The sequence below is a fragment of the Sinorhizobium arboris LMG 14919 genome (assembly GCF_000427465.1).
Lineage (GTDB): Bacteria > Pseudomonadota > Alphaproteobacteria > Rhizobiales > Rhizobiaceae > Sinorhizobium > Sinorhizobium arboris.
Genome location: NZ_ATYB01000009.1, coordinates 525,755 through 542,734 on the forward strand (window position 1 = coordinate 525,755; position 16,980 = coordinate 542,734).

Sequence of the window (16,980 nt, forward strand, 5' to 3'; positions counted from 1 at the left end):
GCAGGGCAGGGGAGGATTTGCCGTAGACTTTCCGCGGATCCTGCCCAACCCGGGAAATCTGCTTCAGGCTGACTTCGTCAGCGATAATTGGCTCCGCAAATGTAATCGTGCATGTCCCGCTCCGCTTGCAGTGCCTCTTCGAGCCGGTGCTTGACCACATCGCCAATGCTGACGACCCCGACGGTATCGTTGCCGTCCATGACCAATACATGTCGGGTGCGACGCTCGGTCATGATCGCCATCACGAAGGGGAGGAAATCCTCCGTCGAGCAGGTCGCGACGGTGCGGTTCATGATTTCTCCAGCGCGCATCAGGGGTGCTTCGGTGCCGTACTCGGCCACCGCATGGCAGCAGTCGCGCTCCGAGAGTGTACCCAGGCACTCCCCTGGCGAACGGCCGACGACGACGAAACCGATGTTCTTGTCGCGAAACAGCCGCAATACTTCCACCATCGTGTGGTCCGGCGTGACCGAGTAGATCTCGGGGGCCTTACTCCCTAGGATTTGGCAGACGTGCATCTGAGCCTCCAGTCCGTGCTCCGGCGCGACGCCCGGCGCGCCTTCACTTTCGTCGAATATTTCGCCACCAATTGTACCCGCGCGGCTCGTTCGCCTCGACCAGGACATCGCGTCCGGTGTTCAGGCGCGCAGCGACCACGCCGCCGCCGGTCATCGCCTTGCCCGGCTTGGCGAGCAGATCGTCACGGCCGATCACCAAGTCGCTCGATGAGAAACTCGAAAATTCGTATTGTTGGCCAAGAGCGATCGCGTCCGCCGGGCAAGCGTCCTCACAAAGGCCACAGAAGAGGCAGCGGGCCGTATCGATCTCGAATCGTGCCGGGCGCCGGTTGCCCTTCTCGTCCTCGTAGGGCACCACTTCTATGCAGTCGCAGGGACAGATTCGTGCGCAGAGTTCGCAGGCGACGCACTTGATCTCGCCCTCCGCGTCGCGTTTGAGGAAATGATGCCCGCGGTAACGCGAATAGGGGAGCCACTTCTCCTTGTCCGGATACTGCATGGTTACGGGTCTGGAGAACATATAGCCGAAGGTCAGAGCCAAACCACTCGCCAGATCGGCGAAGAAAGCCCAGCCGATCCATCTTCCAGCTTTGTCCAGTGCGCTCGACATCGCAGCCTCGCTGCGGCTCCAAAAGTTCTCCTGCATGTCGATGCCCGATCTGCTGGGGCGGCATGCGTCAAGAGAGAACAACACCGCTTATGATTATGTTCGCCAAAGACAGGGGAAGCAAGACCTTCCATCCGATAGCCATCAGCTGGTCGTAGCGGTAACGGGGGAATGTGAAGCGGAACCACATGAACAGATAGACGAAGAAGGCAACCTTCAGCAAAAACCAGAGGAGCGGCGGCAGCGGAATGAGCACGCCGTTCCAGCCCCCGAAGAACAGGATTACGGTGAGGACTGATACCAGCACCATGACGACATATTCGCTGACCATGAAGAAGGCGAAGCGGATGCCGCTGTATTCGGTATGGAACCCGGCTCCAAGATCGCCTTCCGCTTCCGCAAGGTCGAACGGAATGCGCTGCGCCTCGGCGAGGCCTGCGACGAAGAACACGAAAAATCCGATCGGCTGATAGACGACATTCCAGACGTCGGCTTGCGCCCGCACGATGTCCAGGAGGCTCATGGATTGCGCCAGCATGACGACGCCGATCACGGCGAAGCCCATCGGGATTTCGTAGCTGATCATCTGCGCGCAGGTCCGGAGAGAACCAAGGACCGCATATTTGCTGTTTGCTGCCCAGCCGCCGAAGATGACGCCATACACTTCCAGCCCGATAACGGCGAAGACGAATAGCAGCGCCACGTTCAGGTTGGAAATATAGAGCGTGATCTCGTTGCCGAGGACCGAGACGGTTTCGCCGAAGGGGATTGCGGCAAACACTACGAATGGCGGCGCGAGCGCCAGGATCGGGGCCAGTTTGAACAGGAACCGGTCGGCCTCGGCCGGTATATGGTCCTCTTTGGTCAGGAGCTTGATCCCGTCTGCCACCGGCTGCAGCAGACCATGCCAGCCCACGCGCATCGGCCCCATCCGCTGCTGCATGTGACCGGCGATTTTGCGTTCCAGCCACGTTAGCGGCAGGGGCAGCAACAGGAGGATTGCGATCAGCAACGCCACCTTGAAAACGATCAGGCCAAGGGCAACGACAAGTTCCATAACTTTGCGTCCATTGCCAGCCCCGCGCGTCGGTATCGGACGCGCAAAGCACAGAGCGGCACTTTGGATTGCTGCATGTTCTCATCCTTGAATCGGCTGAGGTTCAAGGACACATGCAGCAGCGCGCATTTTGCGCAGCTTGCAGCTTTACGGTACAGCCGTCACGCTCCACTTGCAATGCTGCGGCAAGGGACCGGCGTCGGCCGTCTGCTGGCCGATCTCCTCAAGCTTTTCAGAGTGGTAGCCACGCACAGGCAAACGCCAGCTCTACCGTGGGTTGGCGCAGGCAAAGGGCAACCGATACGTCTTAATTTATGACTTGCTTCATTAGACTTTAGTATCATAGTCTGGCATCAACTGCCTGGGAGGAGCAAGGATGATGGAGCGCATCGAGCCGGAAAAACTTTCCAGCCACACAGTTACCAAGGTGTGGAATATCCGCGAGTTTTGTCAGCGCCAAAACCTGTGCCAGGAAGAAGAACGGCGCTTGACCCGCCTCTTCGGCCGGTTCGCAACAGCACGCGAGCTGCTTCACAATGCCAGGCGCGCTCCCCGGTGGAGATATTGATGTAACTTGCTGCTGGTGGGGCGGGGTGAAGACCCACACCGGATTCAGGATATCAAGGATGAAACGGCCGATCCGGTCGAGCCGAGCACGACCAGCCATTCCGGCCGGTGGGTTTCGGATCGCGACGTTCTCGTCCTGCCGCTGCTCTCTCGCGGGCGGTCGACCTCGTCGCGCTACCGATCGGAGAGATTGCAACCGCATAGAGTCCGAAATCACGCAATTAGAACGGCGTCACGAGCAGCAACGGGTCGGCATGAAACAGCTCGGCATGGCCGCCGCCAAGCAGCCAAAAGGTGAGAACGGCGGCTGCTATGCCCGCGAAAGCCATGGGTGCATCGCTTGAAAGTCGTGCGCGTCTTGAAACAATAGCCGCGAACGGCAGGACGGACGTTGCCTCGGCCCGACGCTGCCATGTTTCGCCGAGCCGTAGGCGTGCGCGCTTTTCCAGCATGGATATGCCGCCGAGCGCGAACGCGGCGAAGCCGCCGAACAGGACGAGCGACCGCAGGTCGCCATTGGCGACGAGATGGCCCAACGCCCAAAGGGCGAACCCCCAAAGAACAGGGTGGCGCGTGATGGAGACGATCGCGCCTTGCGTCTCACCCTGGCGGATTGAAACCGAGAGCGCATTGACGCTGAAAAGTCCGGCAAGCACGAGAAACGCTCCGAGAGGCGCTGCGATCAATGTTATCCAGGCTTGCCAAGGCGCGGGCTCCCATAGGGGAATGAAGTCGACGTTCAGCGCCGCGTAGAATACCCAACCGAGGACAATGATGGATACGAGGGAATAAAGCGCGAAGTAGTTCGTCCGGCCGAGGCGATCTATGAGCCTCCCGCGGATGGCGGGCATCGCCGGAACCGAGTGGAGAAGCAGAAATGCAAGGAGCGCCATTAACAGCTCGGCCATGTCGTTTTCCTCAGTGCGCCGCCTTCGAGCGTTTTATCGCGTCGATAATCGCCTGTTCTGCGGCAATGTGCCTGCGAAGGTCGCAGACAAAGGTGCTCAGCATGGAGGCGATCGCTTCCCAGGGTAAGGCGCTTCGTCCGGATGCGGCCCCTCCAAGTGCTGCCGCCACGTCTGTGCTGCCGGCCGGCGACGCATAGTTTGTGCGGCCGGACAATCGGTCGGTGCGAGGCGCCCAGCCAACATCCAGGGATCTTATCTTTGCCGCTGTCGCTATGCACAGGTCGCGATCCATGCGGCCGCTCAGGGAATCTATGATCAACTGGACCGCGTCGCAGAGCGCGAGCAACTCTCCGTATTTTGCCTCAAGTCGGTCGAGTGGCGAGGCCACAGGCATCTAAGCCGTCCTTCGCTATTGGCCGATGAAAAGCACGGCGGCGCAGGCGACTGACGCAAGAACGGCGGCGAGCGTGCCTGTACGTTGCAGAACGCCCATACGATAGAGCACGAGCGCGAAGATGATGATGATTGGAGTGGCGACTGAAAGGCCAATCTGTGCGTCGTTCATGGTGATCTCCGTTTCGGCGGAACATAACCGACTGGGTGTACCGATCTTTGATCAGGCTCAAAGAAGAGAGGGCCGCATTCCCCTATCCGCTTCATCAACTGCACGCGGAGAGAACGTCCTGCCCATGGACTCCGCCGCGGCCGGACTGGATCACCCTGGGGTCCGTGGTTAATCCAGGCAAAGCACCGTCGTCTTCTGTGGAGATGCGCAATGCAAGAAGCAATGACCGCCCGCGCAGCCGACGAGGAGGACGAGGACACCTTCATCCTCTGGGTGCTCATATGGAGCGAACTTGCCGCGTTTGGCATTCTCATCGGCGCTTTCCTTGTGGTCGCAACCATCGCCTCTCAGGAGTTCTCGGTCGCCCGTCTGCACCTCGAGCCGGGGATTGCCGCTTTCAATACGCTGGTTCTTTTGACGAGCGGCTGGCAGGCGGCGATTGCCGCGCAGAAGGGCGCCTCCGTCACGACGCGGCGTCGGGGCTTGCTGGCAGCGGCGCTTCTCGGTTCGGGCTTCGTCGCGATAAAACTCTACGAATACGGCATTGAAATGCGCTTTGCCGGGCAAGCCGAGTTCCGGACGTTTTTCGAGCTATACTTCATACTGACGGGCTTTCACCTTTTCCATGTCGCGTTCGTCGCCATCATCCTGTTCGTCGTCGCTTGGCGACCCCGGCGGGCAAATGTTGAACTCGTGACCACGCTGTGGCACGTGATCGACCTCGTCTGGATCGTCATGTTCCCCGTCCTCTACCTGGTTTAAATCATGGGCGACCATACCTCCCGGCAACTGACGAAAACTTGGGCCATTCTCGCTGTCATGGTCATCGCCGGCATGCTGCTCACCCGGCAGATCGAGGATCCGGTGGTTCCCCTCGCCTTGGCCATTGCCCTGTTGATACTCGCAGTGCTGAAGGCTCGCCTGGTGGTCCTCGATTTTCTCGGCCTCCGTTCCGGCTCGCGGCCCTTGCGTCTCGGGCTTCTCGCATGGCCGATGTTCTTCGCGTTCGCCGCTGCGGCGAAAGCGCTCATCGCGACCTTTGTACTGACCGGCTGAACCGTTCTTCGAACTTGTTTGCCGAAGAGCAAAGAAGGCGCGCCGCGAATCCCTAGAAAGGAATGCGTTTGCCAGTGGGCGGGGAAGTCCCGCGGACTGCTGGCGGGGATTTGATCAGGCTGGCGCCCCGTCCTTAGCGGCTGCCGGAATCGAAAGGACCATGGGATGGCAGAACGCCTTACCAAAGCAGGGGCCCGCAACGTCTTCTACGGGGGCTCCATTTTCTTCTTCTTGATTTTTGTCGGACTAACGGCCCACAGCCATTACTACATGAAAACCGAGTCCACAGACGAGACGACACTGACGGACTCGGTGGCGCGCGGGAAGCATGTCTGGGAAAAAAACTCGTGCATCAACTGCCATACGCTCATTGGTGAAGGCGCCTATTTCGCGCCGGAGCTCGGCAATGTCTGGAAGCGCTGGGGCGGCGAGACGGATCCCGAAGGCGCACGCGAGACACTGAAATCCTGGATGGCGGCACAACCCTCCGGCGCCGTGGGGCGGCGGCAGATGCCGCAGTTCAATCTTACCGAACAGGAACTGAATGACCTTGCCGACTTCCTCGAATGGACGAGTCGAATCAAGACGCACAACTGGCCACCGAACGAGGCCGGTTAAGACGCTGGGACAAGGAGAAAAGACATATGAAATATCAAACGCAAAAGGTCGCCATGCTGTATTTCTACGGCTCGCTCGGCCTGTTCCTCGCTCAGGTCCTGTTCGGCGTCCTTGCTGGCACCATCTACGTGCTGCCGAACACGCTTTCCGAACTCCTGCCGTTTAACATCGTGCGCATGGTGCACACCAATGCGCTGATCGTCTGGCTGCTGATGGGCTTCATGGGCGCTACCTATTACCTCCTGCCGGAAGAGGCGGAGACGGAGCTCTACAGTCCTAAGATCGCGATTGCCCAGTTTTGGATCTTCCTCGTGGCGGCGGCCGTCGCGGTGGTCGGCTATCTCCTGCACATCCATGAGGGCCGTGAATTCCTGGAGCAGCCATTCGCGATCAAGATCGGCATCGTCATCGTCGCGCTGATGTTCCTCTTCAACGTCACCCTGACGGTCCTGAAAGGTCGCAAAACGACAGTAACCAACATCCTGATCTTCGGCCTATGGGGTGTGGCAATTTTCTTCCTCTTCGCATTCTACAATCCGACCAACCTGGCGCTCGACAAGATGTATTGGTGGTACGTGGTCCATCTCTGGGTCGAAGGCGTATGGGAGTTGATCATGGCGTCGGTGCTCGCCTTCCTCATGATCAAGCTCAACGGCATCGACCGCGAGGTCGTGGAGAAGTGGCTCTACGCAATCGTCGGCTTGGCTCTCTTCTCCGGCATCCTGGGCACCGGCCATCACTATTATTGGATCGGCGCGCCGGGATACTGGCAATGGATAGGCTCACTGTTCTCGACACTCGAGGTCGCGCCCTTCTTCACCATGGTCATCTTCACTTTCGTCATGACCTGGAAGGCTGGTCGCAAGCATCCGAATAAGGCCGCACTGCTCTGGTCGATCGGCTGCTCCGTCATGGCTTTCTTCGGAGCGGGCGTCTGGGGCTTCCTGCACACGCTATCATCGGTCAACTACTATACGCACGGTACCCAGGTTACCGCCGCCCACGGCCATCTCGCCTTCTTCGGCGCCTATGTGATGCTGAACCTCGCCGTCATGGCCTATGCGATTCCGGAGATTAAGGGGCGCGCGCCATACAATCAGTGGCTGTCGATCGCAAGCTTCTGGGCGATGTGCACCGCCATGTCGGTCATGACCTTCGCGCTCACTTTCGCCGGTGTCGTTCAGGTGCACCTGCAGCGTGTCCTGGGCGAGAGCTTCATGGCCGTGCAGGAGCAGCTCGCCCTGTTCTACTGGATCCGCCTCGGCTCGGGCGTCGTCGTCCTCGTGTCGGCGCTGATGTTCATCTGGGCGGTGCTGGTGCCCGGTAGGCTCCGCCATCCTGTCGTCAAGCAAGCCATCCTGCCCGCCGAATGAGGCGCTGAGGGCCGCCAGACCCGGTCCCGACGCCTCCGCCACAAAATTGGAGACTCTAATGAACATTGCCCTGAAAAATCCGCAATTTCCCGAGGGCGACATCCCGGCTTATTCTCCGTCGGGCAATGAGTGCGCGCTGTTTGAGAGCGCGTGGGTCCGTCGGCTTCCACTCCTGCTGAAGGGGCCGACCGGCTGCGGCAAGACCCGCTTTGTCGCCCACATGGCGGCGAAGCTCGGCTTGCCGCTTGCAACGGTGTCCTGCCATGACGATCTCGCCGCCGCAGATCTCGCCGGCCGTTATCTCCTGAAGGGCGGCGACACTGTCTGGGTGGACGGTCCGCTGACACGCGCCGTCCGCCAAGGCGGCATCTGCTACCTCGACGAGATCGTCGAGGCCCGGAAGGATGTGGCCGTGGTGCTCCACCCGCTGACGGACGACCGGCGCATCCTGCCGCTGGAGCGTACCGGCGAGACACTGGAAGCCCCGCCGGGCTTCATGCTCGTCGTCTCCTACAATCCTGGATACCAGAATCTCCTGAAGACTCTGAAGCCGAGTACCCGCCAGCGATTCATCGCCATTGAATTCGATTTCCTGCCGAGGGATCACGAAATTGCAGTTGTGTCTCGGGAAAGCGGTCTCGACGAGGCCCGCGTCGCGCCGCTGGTCGACCTCGCCCATCGGCTGAGGGCGCTGAAGGGACATGACCTGGAGGAGGGCGTTTCGACGCGTCTCCTTGTCTACTGCGCAAGCCTTGTCGACAGCGGTCTTTCCCTGCGCGATGCCGTGCTCGCAACGATGATCGAACCGCTCACAGACGAGCCAGAGGTCAAGGCGGCATTGATCGAGATCGCCGGCGCCATCATCCATTGAGGTGGACATGCTAGATTTCCTTGAGCTCGAAGAAACGGTCGGCCGGGCCTGGCACAGGTTCATCGGCGACACGCGCACCTGGCCGCGCTTTCCAGACGAAGCGGTCCGGCTGGACGACATTCAAGGCGTGCTTGCCATTTACTTCCGCGGCCTGGGCGGCGAGCGGGCGGTGCAGATCGCACCCGCCCGCGGCCGCACGTCGGCACACCGGCTGCGGCTGCGCCAGAGCATTGGACTCGGCGAGGAAAAACTTGTGCAGCCGGCGCGTGACCACGCGACGCTAATGTTGCCGGCCGAGATCGACCTGTTTCCAGCACGGCGACTCAATCGCGATCTCTACTTCTGGCTTGCAGCGACCATGGCAATCATGCCGCTTACGCCCGTGCGCGCCATCGATCCTCTGTGCCGCGACCTTGCCAACCTCGCTCGCGCGCAGCAGACAGTGACGCAGGTGCTTGCAGCGTTCCCCGCAATGCGTCCGCGCTATCGCCGTCTTTGCAGGGCGGTGCTGAAGGTGCGGCAACAACGGGCTCTTCCGGCCGTCGAGCAGCACGTCGAAAGCCGTATCCTGGACATGCTCCAGGACGGCGCGGGCCGGTTCGACGAGGCCATGCCGGTCATTTTTCCGCGCCGGGCTCCGCCCGGCTACCTGCCCATGCTCCCCGTCCCGCTTTGGCCAGACATATTGCTGCGCGAGGAGACGGAGCGGCGGGAGAATGAAGACGAGCCAGCCAGCGGCGGCCGCCAAGTGGAAGTGGGCGAGACGACCCGCCATGTCGCAGCCCGAGAGGCCAAGCGACAAACCGAGCGCAGCCCCTTCATTCTCAACCGCTTCGAAAAGATCCTCGCGATGGCGGAAATGGTCAATGTCGATCGCCCCGCCGACGATAGTGACAACCACGACGCACAGGCTGCTGACGAGCTCGACGACATGATGCTTGGGGAGCGCCAGGGACGTCCGGCCGCGCGTTTCCGCTTCGACCTCGATCTGCCGCCCGAAGCGCTCGACCGAACGCCTCTGACGGCGGAGTTCACCTATCCGGAATGGGACTATCGCGGTGCGGTCTATCTAAAGGACCATTGCCGGGTTTACGCGGCATCTGCATCCGGTGAAGGTGTCGCCCGCGAGCCGGACCCGGCGACGAAGAGTCTTATTCGCCGCGTTCGTCGGCAGTTTGAAGTGCTGAGGCCACGGCACGAGATGTTGAAGGCTCAAATCGACGGGTCGGATCTCGATCTCGATGCCGTGGTCCGCCACCGGACCGATCTCAAGGCCGGTGGGCAAGGCAGTGATCGCATCCATATGATGAGCCGGCCGCGGGCGCATGACTTGGCCGTCACGATTCTTGTCGACGTCTCACTATCGACCGACGCCTGGTTCGATAATCTTCGCGTGCTCGACGTCGAGAAGCAGGCGCTGACGGTCTTGGCGCACGGGCTTTCGGCCTGCGGCGATGCCCACGAGATCCTCACCTTCACCTCGCGGCGCCGCGACTGGATACGGGTCGAGACCGTCAAGGCTTTCGATGAGCCAATGGGAGCTGCTGTTGAAGCGCGCATAGCGGCGCTAAAGCCCGGCTACTACACCCGCATCGGCGCGGCGGTCCGACACGCCGCCGCTGGCCTTGTCAGACGGCCGAACCGCCGCAAGCTCCTCATCATTTTGACGGATGGCAAGCCAAACGACGTCGACCACTACGAGGGGCGTTTCGCCCTGGAGGACAGCCGCCGCGCAGTGATTGAAGCCCGTCATTCAGGCATCAATGTCTTCGGGGTGACGGTGGACCGCGAGGCGAAAGCCTATGTGCCAGTGATCTTCGGACAGAACGGCTACGCGGTCGTCGGCAACATCGGCAGGCTACCTGCGGCCCTGCCTGCGATCTATCGCGGCCTTGTGAGATAGGAGCAGGTTTGCGACACGGAAGGCCCGCCATCCTTACGGTGCGGGCCTTTCCGTATTGCGAAATCTCACGCGGCTTTACTGTGTGTATGCGCGGATTGGTCCAAATAGACGTCGAAGGCTGCAGCGACCGCACGAATGAGAAAACGGCTGTCTTCGCGGAGCCGTATGATGCCGCTGGAATTTTCCAGGATGCCGTCTTGTTCCAGCATGGCAATCCTGGCATTGCCCTCCAAAAGTATGCTCGGATCGAACCCGTTTTCTGCCGCAATGGTGGGAACGTCAACGCTGAAGTCGCACATCAAGCGTTCGATGATTTGCGCTCGCACGCGGTCCTCCCTGGTGAGACGGTAGCCCTTCGCCGTGGCGAGGCGACCGGAGGCAATTCTCTGCGCATAAAGGCCCGGGGCGACGTCATTCTGCGCATAGCCTTCCGGCACCCGCCCGATCGCCGAAGCGCCAAAACCGATGAGGGTCTCGCAGGCGTCCGTGGTATATCCTTGGAAATTGCGGTGCAGCCTTCCCGTTGCCTGAGCTACCGCCAGGCTATCCTCCGGACGGGCAAAATGGTCGAGCCCGATGCGACGATAGCCGGCGGCGGTCAGAGTGGCGGCGATGGCTTCGGCCTGCGCTACGCGGCCCTGGGCATCCGAGAGTGCGGCTTCATCAATCAGACGCTGATGTTTCTTGAACGACGGGACATGCGCGTAGCCAAAAACGGAAAACCGATCGGGCGCCATCGCGAGCGCTGCCTGGGCCGTCGCAATGCAGGACTCCACGGTTTGATGAGGTAGGCCGTAGATGAGATCGAAATTGATACTGCGGACGCCTGCCCTGCGAAGGCGAAGGACGCTCAGCAGCGTCTGTTCCTCGCTCTGAATGCGGTTGATGGCCTTTTGGACGACCGGATCGAAGCTCTGGACACCCAGGCTCGCCCTGCGAACGCCGGCTTCGCCGAGCGCTACTGCCATCTCCGGTTCAAGCGTCCTGGGATCGATTTCCACCGCAATCTCGGCATCGTCCGCAAAGTCGAACCGGTCCCGGGCAAGTGCGAGAAGATCCTGAAATTCTTCCGGTCGAATGATCGTCGGCGTTCCTCCGCCGAAATGCACATGATTGACGCTGAGGCGTTTATTGGTGGTCGCGGAGACGAGCCGCACTTCCTCGCGCAGCATGTCCAGATAGTCCAGGATCGGTTGGTCGCGCTGCGTTATGGTCGTATGGCAGCCGCAGTACCAACACATCGACCGGCAGAACGGGACATGGAAGTAGAGCGATACCGGCTTCTCCGCCGGTGCGGTTGAGAGCCAATCGCCATAGGTGCCGGCGCCGATCGTCGGCGAAAAGCGAGGTGCGGTTGGATAGCTCGTGTAGCGGGGCAGACGCGCCTCGCCATATTTCGCGACGAGAGCCGATTGCATAGGCACTTTCCTTTCGGTCGAGAACAGAAGACTGGGCGACAATCTAGTGCCTGCCTCGGGCATGTCTTTGCGCGAAGACAAGCAATCGCCGCGGCGAAGCGACTTCTCTCGATTTATTTGCTCAACGTCAAAGTGAGGGGATTGCGAGAGAGCTAGCGTCCACCCGTTCCGGTGCGGGTCCCCGCCGCCACCCCACCGGGCGCACGAGGGGCGGCCATCAGCGAGAATTGCCACGACAATGACGAATTCCAAGCCATCGATTGACGTCCGCACCGTTCCCCCGCGCGAACGCCACCCCACAATCTTCGGAATGCTCGGCGCACTTCTGCCGGGCGGCTCGATGATGATCACCAGCGATCACGATCCGCGACCGCTGCATTACCAACTCCAAACGAATTTCCCGGGCCAGTTCGGCTGGGACTATCTGGAAGAGGGACCCGAGATATGGCGCGTCGAGATCGCCCGTCTGGAAGATGGCTCGGGCTGCGAATGCTGCTGCGGCACGGATCATTGAGTCCTCCTGACCAGGGTGAAATGCAATGCCGGGCGCCACACTTTCTCCATGGACGGTATCCTACTTCGCCGCCGCCTGTCTCTTTCTGGTGATCGGTCAATGCTTGATCGCGGCAGGCTACGGCTATCCGTTCGCCAGCGTTCACGCCCCCGAAACCCTGGCGCTCGTTCACCTGTTCGCTATTGGGTGGCTGGGCCTCCTGATGGTGGGCGCACTCATGCAGTTTCTGCCAGTGCTCATCGCCGCGCCGCTCCGCGGCGGGCGACTTGCCCTGCCGACACTGCTTTTCATTGCCTGCGGGCTTCTCCTGCTCGCCGGCGGCTTTGCCGCGCTTGCAGGTGCCGAAGGCTTTTCGCCCGGCATGCTGCCGTTGGGCGCCCTTTTCCTCCTGACCGGCTTCGGTCTTGCAATCGCCATGCTCGGTTTGACGCTTCTGTCGGCGCGGCCACTTCCACTCCCGGCGCGCTTTGTCGGGGTCGGCCTATTTGCGCTGCTCGCCACGATCCTGATCGGCGCTGCCTTCGCTGCGGTGCTTTCAGGCGCTACTACAGCCGATCCGCTGATCACCCTTCTTGTTCGGGGCGTGCCGCTCCATGCCGCGCTCGGCCTTGGCGGCTGGCTGACGTTCACCGCCATTGGCGTCAGCTACCGCCTGTTGCCCATGTTCATGCTTGCTCCCGAGAAAGCGCGCGGCACAACGAAAGCAGTCTGGTGGGCCGGCGCCATCGCGGTGTTGCTCGTAGCAATATGCGTCGCCCTTATCTTCCTCGATGCCAATCTGCCAGAAATGCTGGTTGTGCTTCCGGTTGTGCTTACCGTGGCCGCCGTTTCGTTCTGTTGCACGGATCTGCTGCGGTTGTTTCGCGAGCGAAGACGAAAGGAAGTGGAGCTCAACGTTCGAGCCAGCTATGCGGCATTTGCGGCGCTGCTTGCGTCCGTCATCCTCTTTCTGGCCCCGGCCGTGCGGGCGGGCGCGGGCGAAGGTGCTGCGGCTCTCGTCTATCTCTTCGTCTTCGGCTGGCTGACGGGGCTCGGACTGGCGCAGCTTTACAAGATTGTCCCATTCCTGACCTGGCTCGAACGCTATGGTCCCGTTCTCGGCCGTGCTCCGGTTCCGCGCGTAAAGGACCTCGTGAATGAAGGCCGCGCAAGCCTCTGGTTTTGCCTATACTATGGAGCCGTGACAGCGGCCACGATTTCGCTGTTTGCCGATCGTTCCTCCTGGTTTCGCCTCGCGGTGCTGGCGCAGCTTGCAGCCACGCTCGCTCTGATGGTGGAGCTCGTTCGCGCAAGAGTCCTTGCGTCGGTCGCTCGTCCTTTGCGTTTCCCCGATGGAGCGCCGCGGCCCCGTCTCTTTCTGCCCTCTTTTGGCAACAGGAGTAACCGATGAACCCACCGCCCAAAGAACTCGACGTTCGACCGATTCTAAAAAACGGCGGGGAGCCGTTCCAGGCGATCATGGACGCCGTGGACGGATTGAAGCCAGGAGAGGCCCTGCGGCTCTTTGCCACCTTCCGTCCGCAGCCGCTGTTCAAGGTTATGGCAAACCGTGGTTTCGACCATGAAGCACGGGAGATCGCAGGCGGCGACTGGGAGGTCCTCTTCACGCCGCGGGAGACGGCTGCTCCGGTGGCACTGTCCTCTGATGCCCTTGACGTCGAGGCCTGGCCCGATCCCGTCGAGCATCTCAATCTGACCGAGCTCGATCCGCCTGAGCCGATGGTCCGCATTCTCGACGCGGCCGAGAGGCTCGAGAGCGGCGATGTGTTGTTCGCGTTACTTTCACGCGAGCCGGTTTTCCTTTTCCCGGAGCTCGCAAGTCGCGGTCATCAGTGGGCCGGAAACTTTGACGAGACGGGAACCGTCTTCCGCATCTTCGTCCGTGTCGGAAAGGAGAAGGGGCTAGGGAAATGACTGAAGCGACCAACGACGCTCTCTGCGACGAGATCCGCCAGGCACTCCGCATGATCATCGATCCGGAACTGGGTCGAAATATCGTCGATCTGGGATTGATCTACGACGTTGCTGTCGACGACGGCGGCGTCGCTCGGGTGGCGATGACGACCACGACGAAGGGCTGTCCGGCAAGTGAGTACCTCAAGGAGGCGGTGCGCAACTGCGTCTGGTACGTGCAAGGGGTGGAATATGCGGAGGTTCGGCTGACCTACGAGCCTCCTTGGACCCCTGATATGATGAGCGATCCGGCAACGCCGCCGAATCCGCAGGACCTTTCGGGAACTCGAACGTCCCTGTAAGCGGCCAATTCGTATCGAGTCAGGTCCAAGCGTACTTCGTCGTGCGATTGCCAAGGTTGCGGCAGTCGAGGTCATGCCGCCTTGGATCTCAGGCCGGTCAATGTCTCCCGGATCGATGGGAATCGGCAGAAACGACGACACGTATGGGTGGTTCGGCACATTCTACACGGTTCCTGCCTGCAGCCTTGGCGACATAAAGGGCCTCATCGGCCCGCCGCATCGCCGCGTCTAACGACTCGCCCGCCGCTGCCGCAGAAACGCCGAAGCTAGCCGTGACCGCAACTCCTGGAAGACCGTCGATCCGCTTCGACGCAAGCGCCGCACGCATTCCGTTGGCTATTACACGCGCATCGGCCAATCCGACGCTCGGGATAAATATGGCGAACTCCTCGCCGCCAATGCGGCCCGCCACCGCGCGGCTAGGCATCAGATCAGCCAGGACGCGCGAAAACGCTCGGATGACTTCGTCACCGGTATGGTGACCATAAGCGTCGTTCACGAGTTTGAACCGATCAATGTCCGCAAGGATCAGCGCGCCGGGGTCACGATCATTCAGATCACGCAGGAAAGGCGCAACACGACCCGCAAACCCGCGTCGATTGCAAAGACCCGAAAGAACGTCGATCTCGGAACTGGCGCGTGCTTCGTCGACGAGATCTTTTATCATGACGCCAAGCATCGCGACGCCGGCGCCGACAATCAACACTGCGCCGAGCGCCTGCGAAATCAGCGCGAAGGGGCTTTGAAGATAGTCTGCCGCCGTGGCGCCGGACCCGGCAGCGATTGCTGCATAGATCTTCACGAGAAAATAAAACGCGCTCAGCGTCAGCAGCCAGAAGAGGATCCTGTCCGCGTAGGACCTGCGCCCGGATCTGATGATCACCGAGGCGGACCAGGCCTGGATCAGGAAGAACGGCATTTGGTAGAAGAAGGCGTGCTGCAGCGTCCCGCGTGGAAAGTCGTAGATCAACAGATCAATGACGACCGAACCGATGAAAAAGGCTGCAAGTTGCGACGGTCTTGCCGGCACCCCATAAAAGAGCCCGAGGCCAAAACGCAGGAGACTGAAACCGGCGAGGACGCTTGCAAAGGCGCCAACAGCAAACAGCATTGGCACCGGCGTAAACGGCAGGACGGCTTCGAAAATCGCCGACAGCGAGGCGACGCCGAAACCCGCGGCGCACCAGACGGCGGGTCGTCCCAACCGACTCCTCGCCGCGATCATCAGAAAGGCAGCCACGAAGATTTGGGCAATGATGAAATTCACCGCCAGAAGTGAAATTGCGCCGCCCATCGGCAAAATCCAAGATACGCATGTGAGAACATCTGGTCCGCGATCCTGCTTCGCAGCCTGGGAGGCACATTAGTGATGGCGCACGAAGAAATCATTAAGAGATCGAACGGCGCTTGCGCACGAGGATCGGTCCGTACTCGGCGCAGAAGAGTGCGAAAGCCAAGATCCAAAAGGCGCCAGACGCAGCATATAGGGTGGCCGTCTGCTCAGGAAACATTTCCGCGAACGGACGCAGCAAGCCGGCGATCACGATCGACGCATAGGAGGTGACGGTCGTGCGCGACGCAGTGAGCGGGTGTCCCGTGTGGCCGCGGCTTGCCCGCGTCATTACCGCAAGCATCATCGAAGCGATAGCGCCGACCGTCAGTATGTGCATGACCGCACGCTCCTCAACAACGCCGAGTGCGCTAAAGGCGATTGCGGCGAAACCCAACGGCACAAAACCGTAAGCCACGTGCAGGACGACGAGCAGCATCTCGGGCCAGGTTGCCCAGCCGCGCCAGCGTGCCAGTCGAGCGATATGGAAAAGAGCAGCACCAAGCGCGGCAACCGCAGTGATCGGGTGATTGGGAACGAGTGTCCATGCAAACAGGGCGCCGATACCGATGAGAATGGCGATGGTATCGAAGCGATTGTAAGGCGCCGGGAAGTCGGTGCGGCCGGAGCGGTTTAGCCAATTGCGCGTGAAGCTTGGAAGGATGCGTCCGCCGACAATGATGATGAGCACGACATAAGCGGATATACCAAGTCGCATCGCGACCTGGGCATATTCACCTTCAATCACCGTGACATGAAAGCAGGCATTGGCGAGCGACAGCGCCAGAAGCCCGCCGAGGACTTTCAGATCTTTCCATTTGCGGCCGGCGATCACCTCGCGCGCGCAAATGAAGAGGAGTGCCGGAAGAAACAGACTGTCGATCGCCGCGGCCGTGGGAAGACCGAGTACCTCCGGCAAGAGAAGCGCTACCCGCCCTGCGCACCAGAGCGCGAACAGTCCGGCGAGGGGCCGGCCAGAGACCGGCAGGCGGCCTGTCCAGTTCGGCACGGCAGTCAGGAGGAAGCCGGCGAGGACCGCGGGGGCGAAGCCGAACAGCATCTCGTGCGCGTGCCAGTTCGCCGCGCCGTAGCTGCCGCCAAGTTCGATTGGGCCGGCAAGCGCGGTGATCCACAAGGTCATGGCGACAATCGCCCACAGCGCCGCGCCGAGAAAGAATGGTCTGAAACCGTATGAGAAGAGAACCGGGCCGGTCCGCGCGAGACCCCGCGGAACGTGCGCTGGCCGCTCGGCCACTTTTGATCCTTTCATAGTTCAACTCCTGCTGTTTGGCTCGCACCCTGGTTAACGGCGTTGAACGGGTCGTTCTTTGACTCGTGGCAAACAAACTTCACGCAGGCATGCAATGGCGCCCTTGACCGCCAGCCGCGTGTCGCTCTCGATTGCCAAAATGTCGCACCA

General features: G+C 61.0%; 20 protein-coding genes. 11 read left to right on the forward strand and 9 right to left on the reverse strand.

Annotation, left to right across the window (positions count from 1 at the left end; all coding sequences use genetic code 11):
• Positions 1-77 precede the first annotated feature (77 nt).
• The 3 genes from SINAR_RS0110295 to nuoH all read right to left on the reverse strand — a co-directional run bounded on the left by SINAR_RS0110295 (position 78) and on the right by nuoH (position 2,182).
• Positions 78-518: a CBS domain-containing protein gene (locus SINAR_RS0110295; RefSeq protein WP_027999026.1), complete on the reverse strand. Its 441-nt coding sequence runs from the start codon at positions 516-518 to the stop codon at positions 78-80.
• A 43-nt stretch (positions 519-561) separates the two neighbouring features.
• Positions 562-1,128, reverse strand: a complete 567-nt coding sequence (locus tag SINAR_RS0110300) for an NADH-quinone oxidoreductase subunit I (protein WP_027999027.1) — start codon at positions 1,126-1,128, stop codon at positions 562-564.
• 67 nt (positions 1,129-1,195) lie between these two features.
• Complete coding sequence (gene nuoH, locus SINAR_RS0110305) at positions 1,196-2,182, reverse strand: NADH-quinone oxidoreductase subunit NuoH (protein ID WP_027999028.1); 987 nt, start codon at positions 2,180-2,182, stop codon at positions 1,196-1,198.
• Between the two features lie 379 nt (positions 2,183-2,561).
• Between nuoH and SINAR_RS0110310 the strand changes: the two genes are divergently transcribed.
• The gene (locus SINAR_RS0110310) at positions 2,562-2,750 is read left to right on the forward strand and encodes a hypothetical protein (RefSeq protein ID WP_027999029.1); all 189 of its coding nucleotides are present in this window, start codon (positions 2,562-2,564) and stop codon (positions 2,748-2,750) included.
• Between the two features lie 220 nt (positions 2,751-2,970).
• Here the strand turns inward: SINAR_RS0110310 and SINAR_RS0110315 are convergent, their stop codons facing one another.
• Genes SINAR_RS0110315 through SINAR_RS1000000136570 form a run of 3 tightly spaced genes read right to left on the reverse strand, consistent with a single transcriptional unit; the run spans position 2,971 to position 4,222 of the window.
• Positions 2,971-3,657: an NnrU family protein gene (locus tag SINAR_RS0110315; RefSeq protein ID WP_027999030.1), complete on the reverse strand. Its 687-nt coding sequence runs from the start codon at positions 3,655-3,657 to the stop codon at positions 2,971-2,973.
• A gap of 10 nt (positions 3,658-3,667) precedes the next feature.
• Positions 3,668-4,051: a hypothetical protein gene (locus tag SINAR_RS0110320; protein WP_027999031.1), complete on the reverse strand. Its 384-nt coding sequence runs from the start codon at positions 4,049-4,051 to the stop codon at positions 3,668-3,670.
• 15 nt (positions 4,052-4,066) lie between these two features.
• Positions 4,067-4,222, reverse strand: a complete 156-nt coding sequence (locus SINAR_RS1000000136570; protein ID WP_150824061.1) for a hypothetical protein — start codon at positions 4,220-4,222, stop codon at positions 4,067-4,069.
• A 210-nt stretch (positions 4,223-4,432) separates the two neighbouring features.
• Between SINAR_RS1000000136570 and SINAR_RS0110330 the strand changes: the two genes are divergently transcribed.
• The 6 genes from SINAR_RS0110330 to SINAR_RS0110355 all read left to right on the forward strand — a co-directional run bounded on the left by SINAR_RS0110330 (position 4,433) and on the right by SINAR_RS0110355 (position 10,043).
• Positions 4,433-4,984 (forward strand): cytochrome c oxidase subunit 3, encoded by a 552-nt coding sequence (locus tag SINAR_RS0110330; RefSeq protein ID WP_027999032.1) that lies wholly within the window; start codon positions 4,433-4,435, stop codon positions 4,982-4,984.
• 3 nt (positions 4,985-4,987) lie between these two features.
• Positions 4,988-5,278 (forward strand): cytochrome C oxidase subunit IV family protein, encoded by a 291-nt coding sequence (locus tag SINAR_RS0110335; RefSeq protein ID WP_027999033.1) that lies wholly within the window; start codon positions 4,988-4,990, stop codon positions 5,276-5,278.
• Positions 5,279-5,443: 165 nt separating this feature from the next.
• A complete protein-coding gene (locus SINAR_RS0110340; protein WP_027999034.1) occupies positions 5,444-5,896 on the forward strand; it encodes a c-type cytochrome in 453 nt (150 codons plus the stop codon).
• A gap of 26 nt (positions 5,897-5,922) precedes the next feature.
• The gene (locus tag SINAR_RS0110345) at positions 5,923-7,269 is read left to right on the forward strand and encodes a nitric-oxide reductase large subunit (protein ID WP_027999035.1); all 1,347 of its coding nucleotides are present in this window, start codon (positions 5,923-5,925) and stop codon (positions 7,267-7,269) included.
• 58 nt (positions 7,270-7,327) lie between these two features.
• Entirely contained in the window at positions 7,328-8,140 is an 813-nt protein-coding gene (locus SINAR_RS0110350) for a CbbQ/NirQ/NorQ/GpvN family protein (protein ID WP_027999036.1), read from the forward strand.
• A 7-nt stretch (positions 8,141-8,147) separates the two neighbouring features.
• A complete protein-coding gene (locus SINAR_RS0110355) occupies positions 8,148-10,043 on the forward strand; it encodes a nitric oxide reductase activation protein NorD (RefSeq protein WP_027999037.1) in 1,896 nt (631 codons plus the stop codon).
• Positions 10,044-10,108: 65 nt separating this feature from the next.
• On the opposite strand, the gene hemN is transcribed toward SINAR_RS0110355, so the two are convergent.
• Positions 10,109-11,461 (reverse strand): oxygen-independent coproporphyrinogen III oxidase, encoded by a 1,353-nt coding sequence (gene hemN / locus SINAR_RS0110360; RefSeq protein ID WP_027999038.1) that lies wholly within the window; start codon positions 11,459-11,461, stop codon positions 10,109-10,111.
• A 238-nt stretch (positions 11,462-11,699) separates the two neighbouring features.
• Here hemN and SINAR_RS0110365 point away from each other — a divergent pair, with 238 nt between their 5' ends.
• From SINAR_RS0110365 to SINAR_RS01000000133345, 4 genes are read left to right on the forward strand one after another with little or no spacing between them, the layout of a single operon-like run.
• On the forward strand, positions 11,700-11,975 hold the full coding sequence (locus tag SINAR_RS0110365) for a DUF2249 domain-containing protein (RefSeq protein WP_033057242.1): 276 nt from the start codon (positions 11,700-11,702) through the stop codon (positions 11,973-11,975).
• 25 nt (positions 11,976-12,000) lie between these two features.
• A complete protein-coding gene (locus SINAR_RS0110370; RefSeq protein WP_027999040.1) occupies positions 12,001-13,365 on the forward strand; it encodes a hypothetical protein in 1,365 nt (454 codons plus the stop codon).
• Positions 13,362-13,889 carry a DUF2249 domain-containing protein gene (locus SINAR_RS0110375; RefSeq protein WP_027999041.1) on the forward strand — a complete coding sequence of 176 codons (528 nt, stop codon included), beginning with the start codon at positions 13,362-13,364 and terminating at the stop codon, positions 13,887-13,889. Before SINAR_RS0110370 ends, SINAR_RS0110375 begins: the two co-directional genes overlap by 4 nt.
• Positions 13,886-14,230 (forward strand): metal-sulfur cluster assembly factor, encoded by a 345-nt coding sequence (locus SINAR_RS01000000133345; protein ID WP_050577467.1) that lies wholly within the window; start codon positions 13,886-13,888, stop codon positions 14,228-14,230. The genes SINAR_RS0110375 and SINAR_RS01000000133345 overlap by 4 nt, the downstream gene beginning before the upstream one ends.
• Positions 14,231-14,327: 97 nt before the next feature.
• On the opposite strand, the gene SINAR_RS0110385 is transcribed toward SINAR_RS01000000133345, so the two are convergent.
• Both SINAR_RS0110385 and SINAR_RS0110390 read right to left on the reverse strand, forming a co-directional pair.
• Entirely contained in the window at positions 14,328-15,524 is a 1,197-nt protein-coding gene (locus tag SINAR_RS0110385; protein WP_027999042.1) for a GGDEF domain-containing protein, read from the reverse strand.
• 94 nt (positions 15,525-15,618) lie between these two features.
• Entirely contained in the window at positions 15,619-16,830 is a 1,212-nt protein-coding gene (locus tag SINAR_RS0110390) for an NnrS family protein (RefSeq protein WP_027999043.1), read from the reverse strand.
• Positions 16,831-16,980 lie beyond the last annotated feature (150 nt).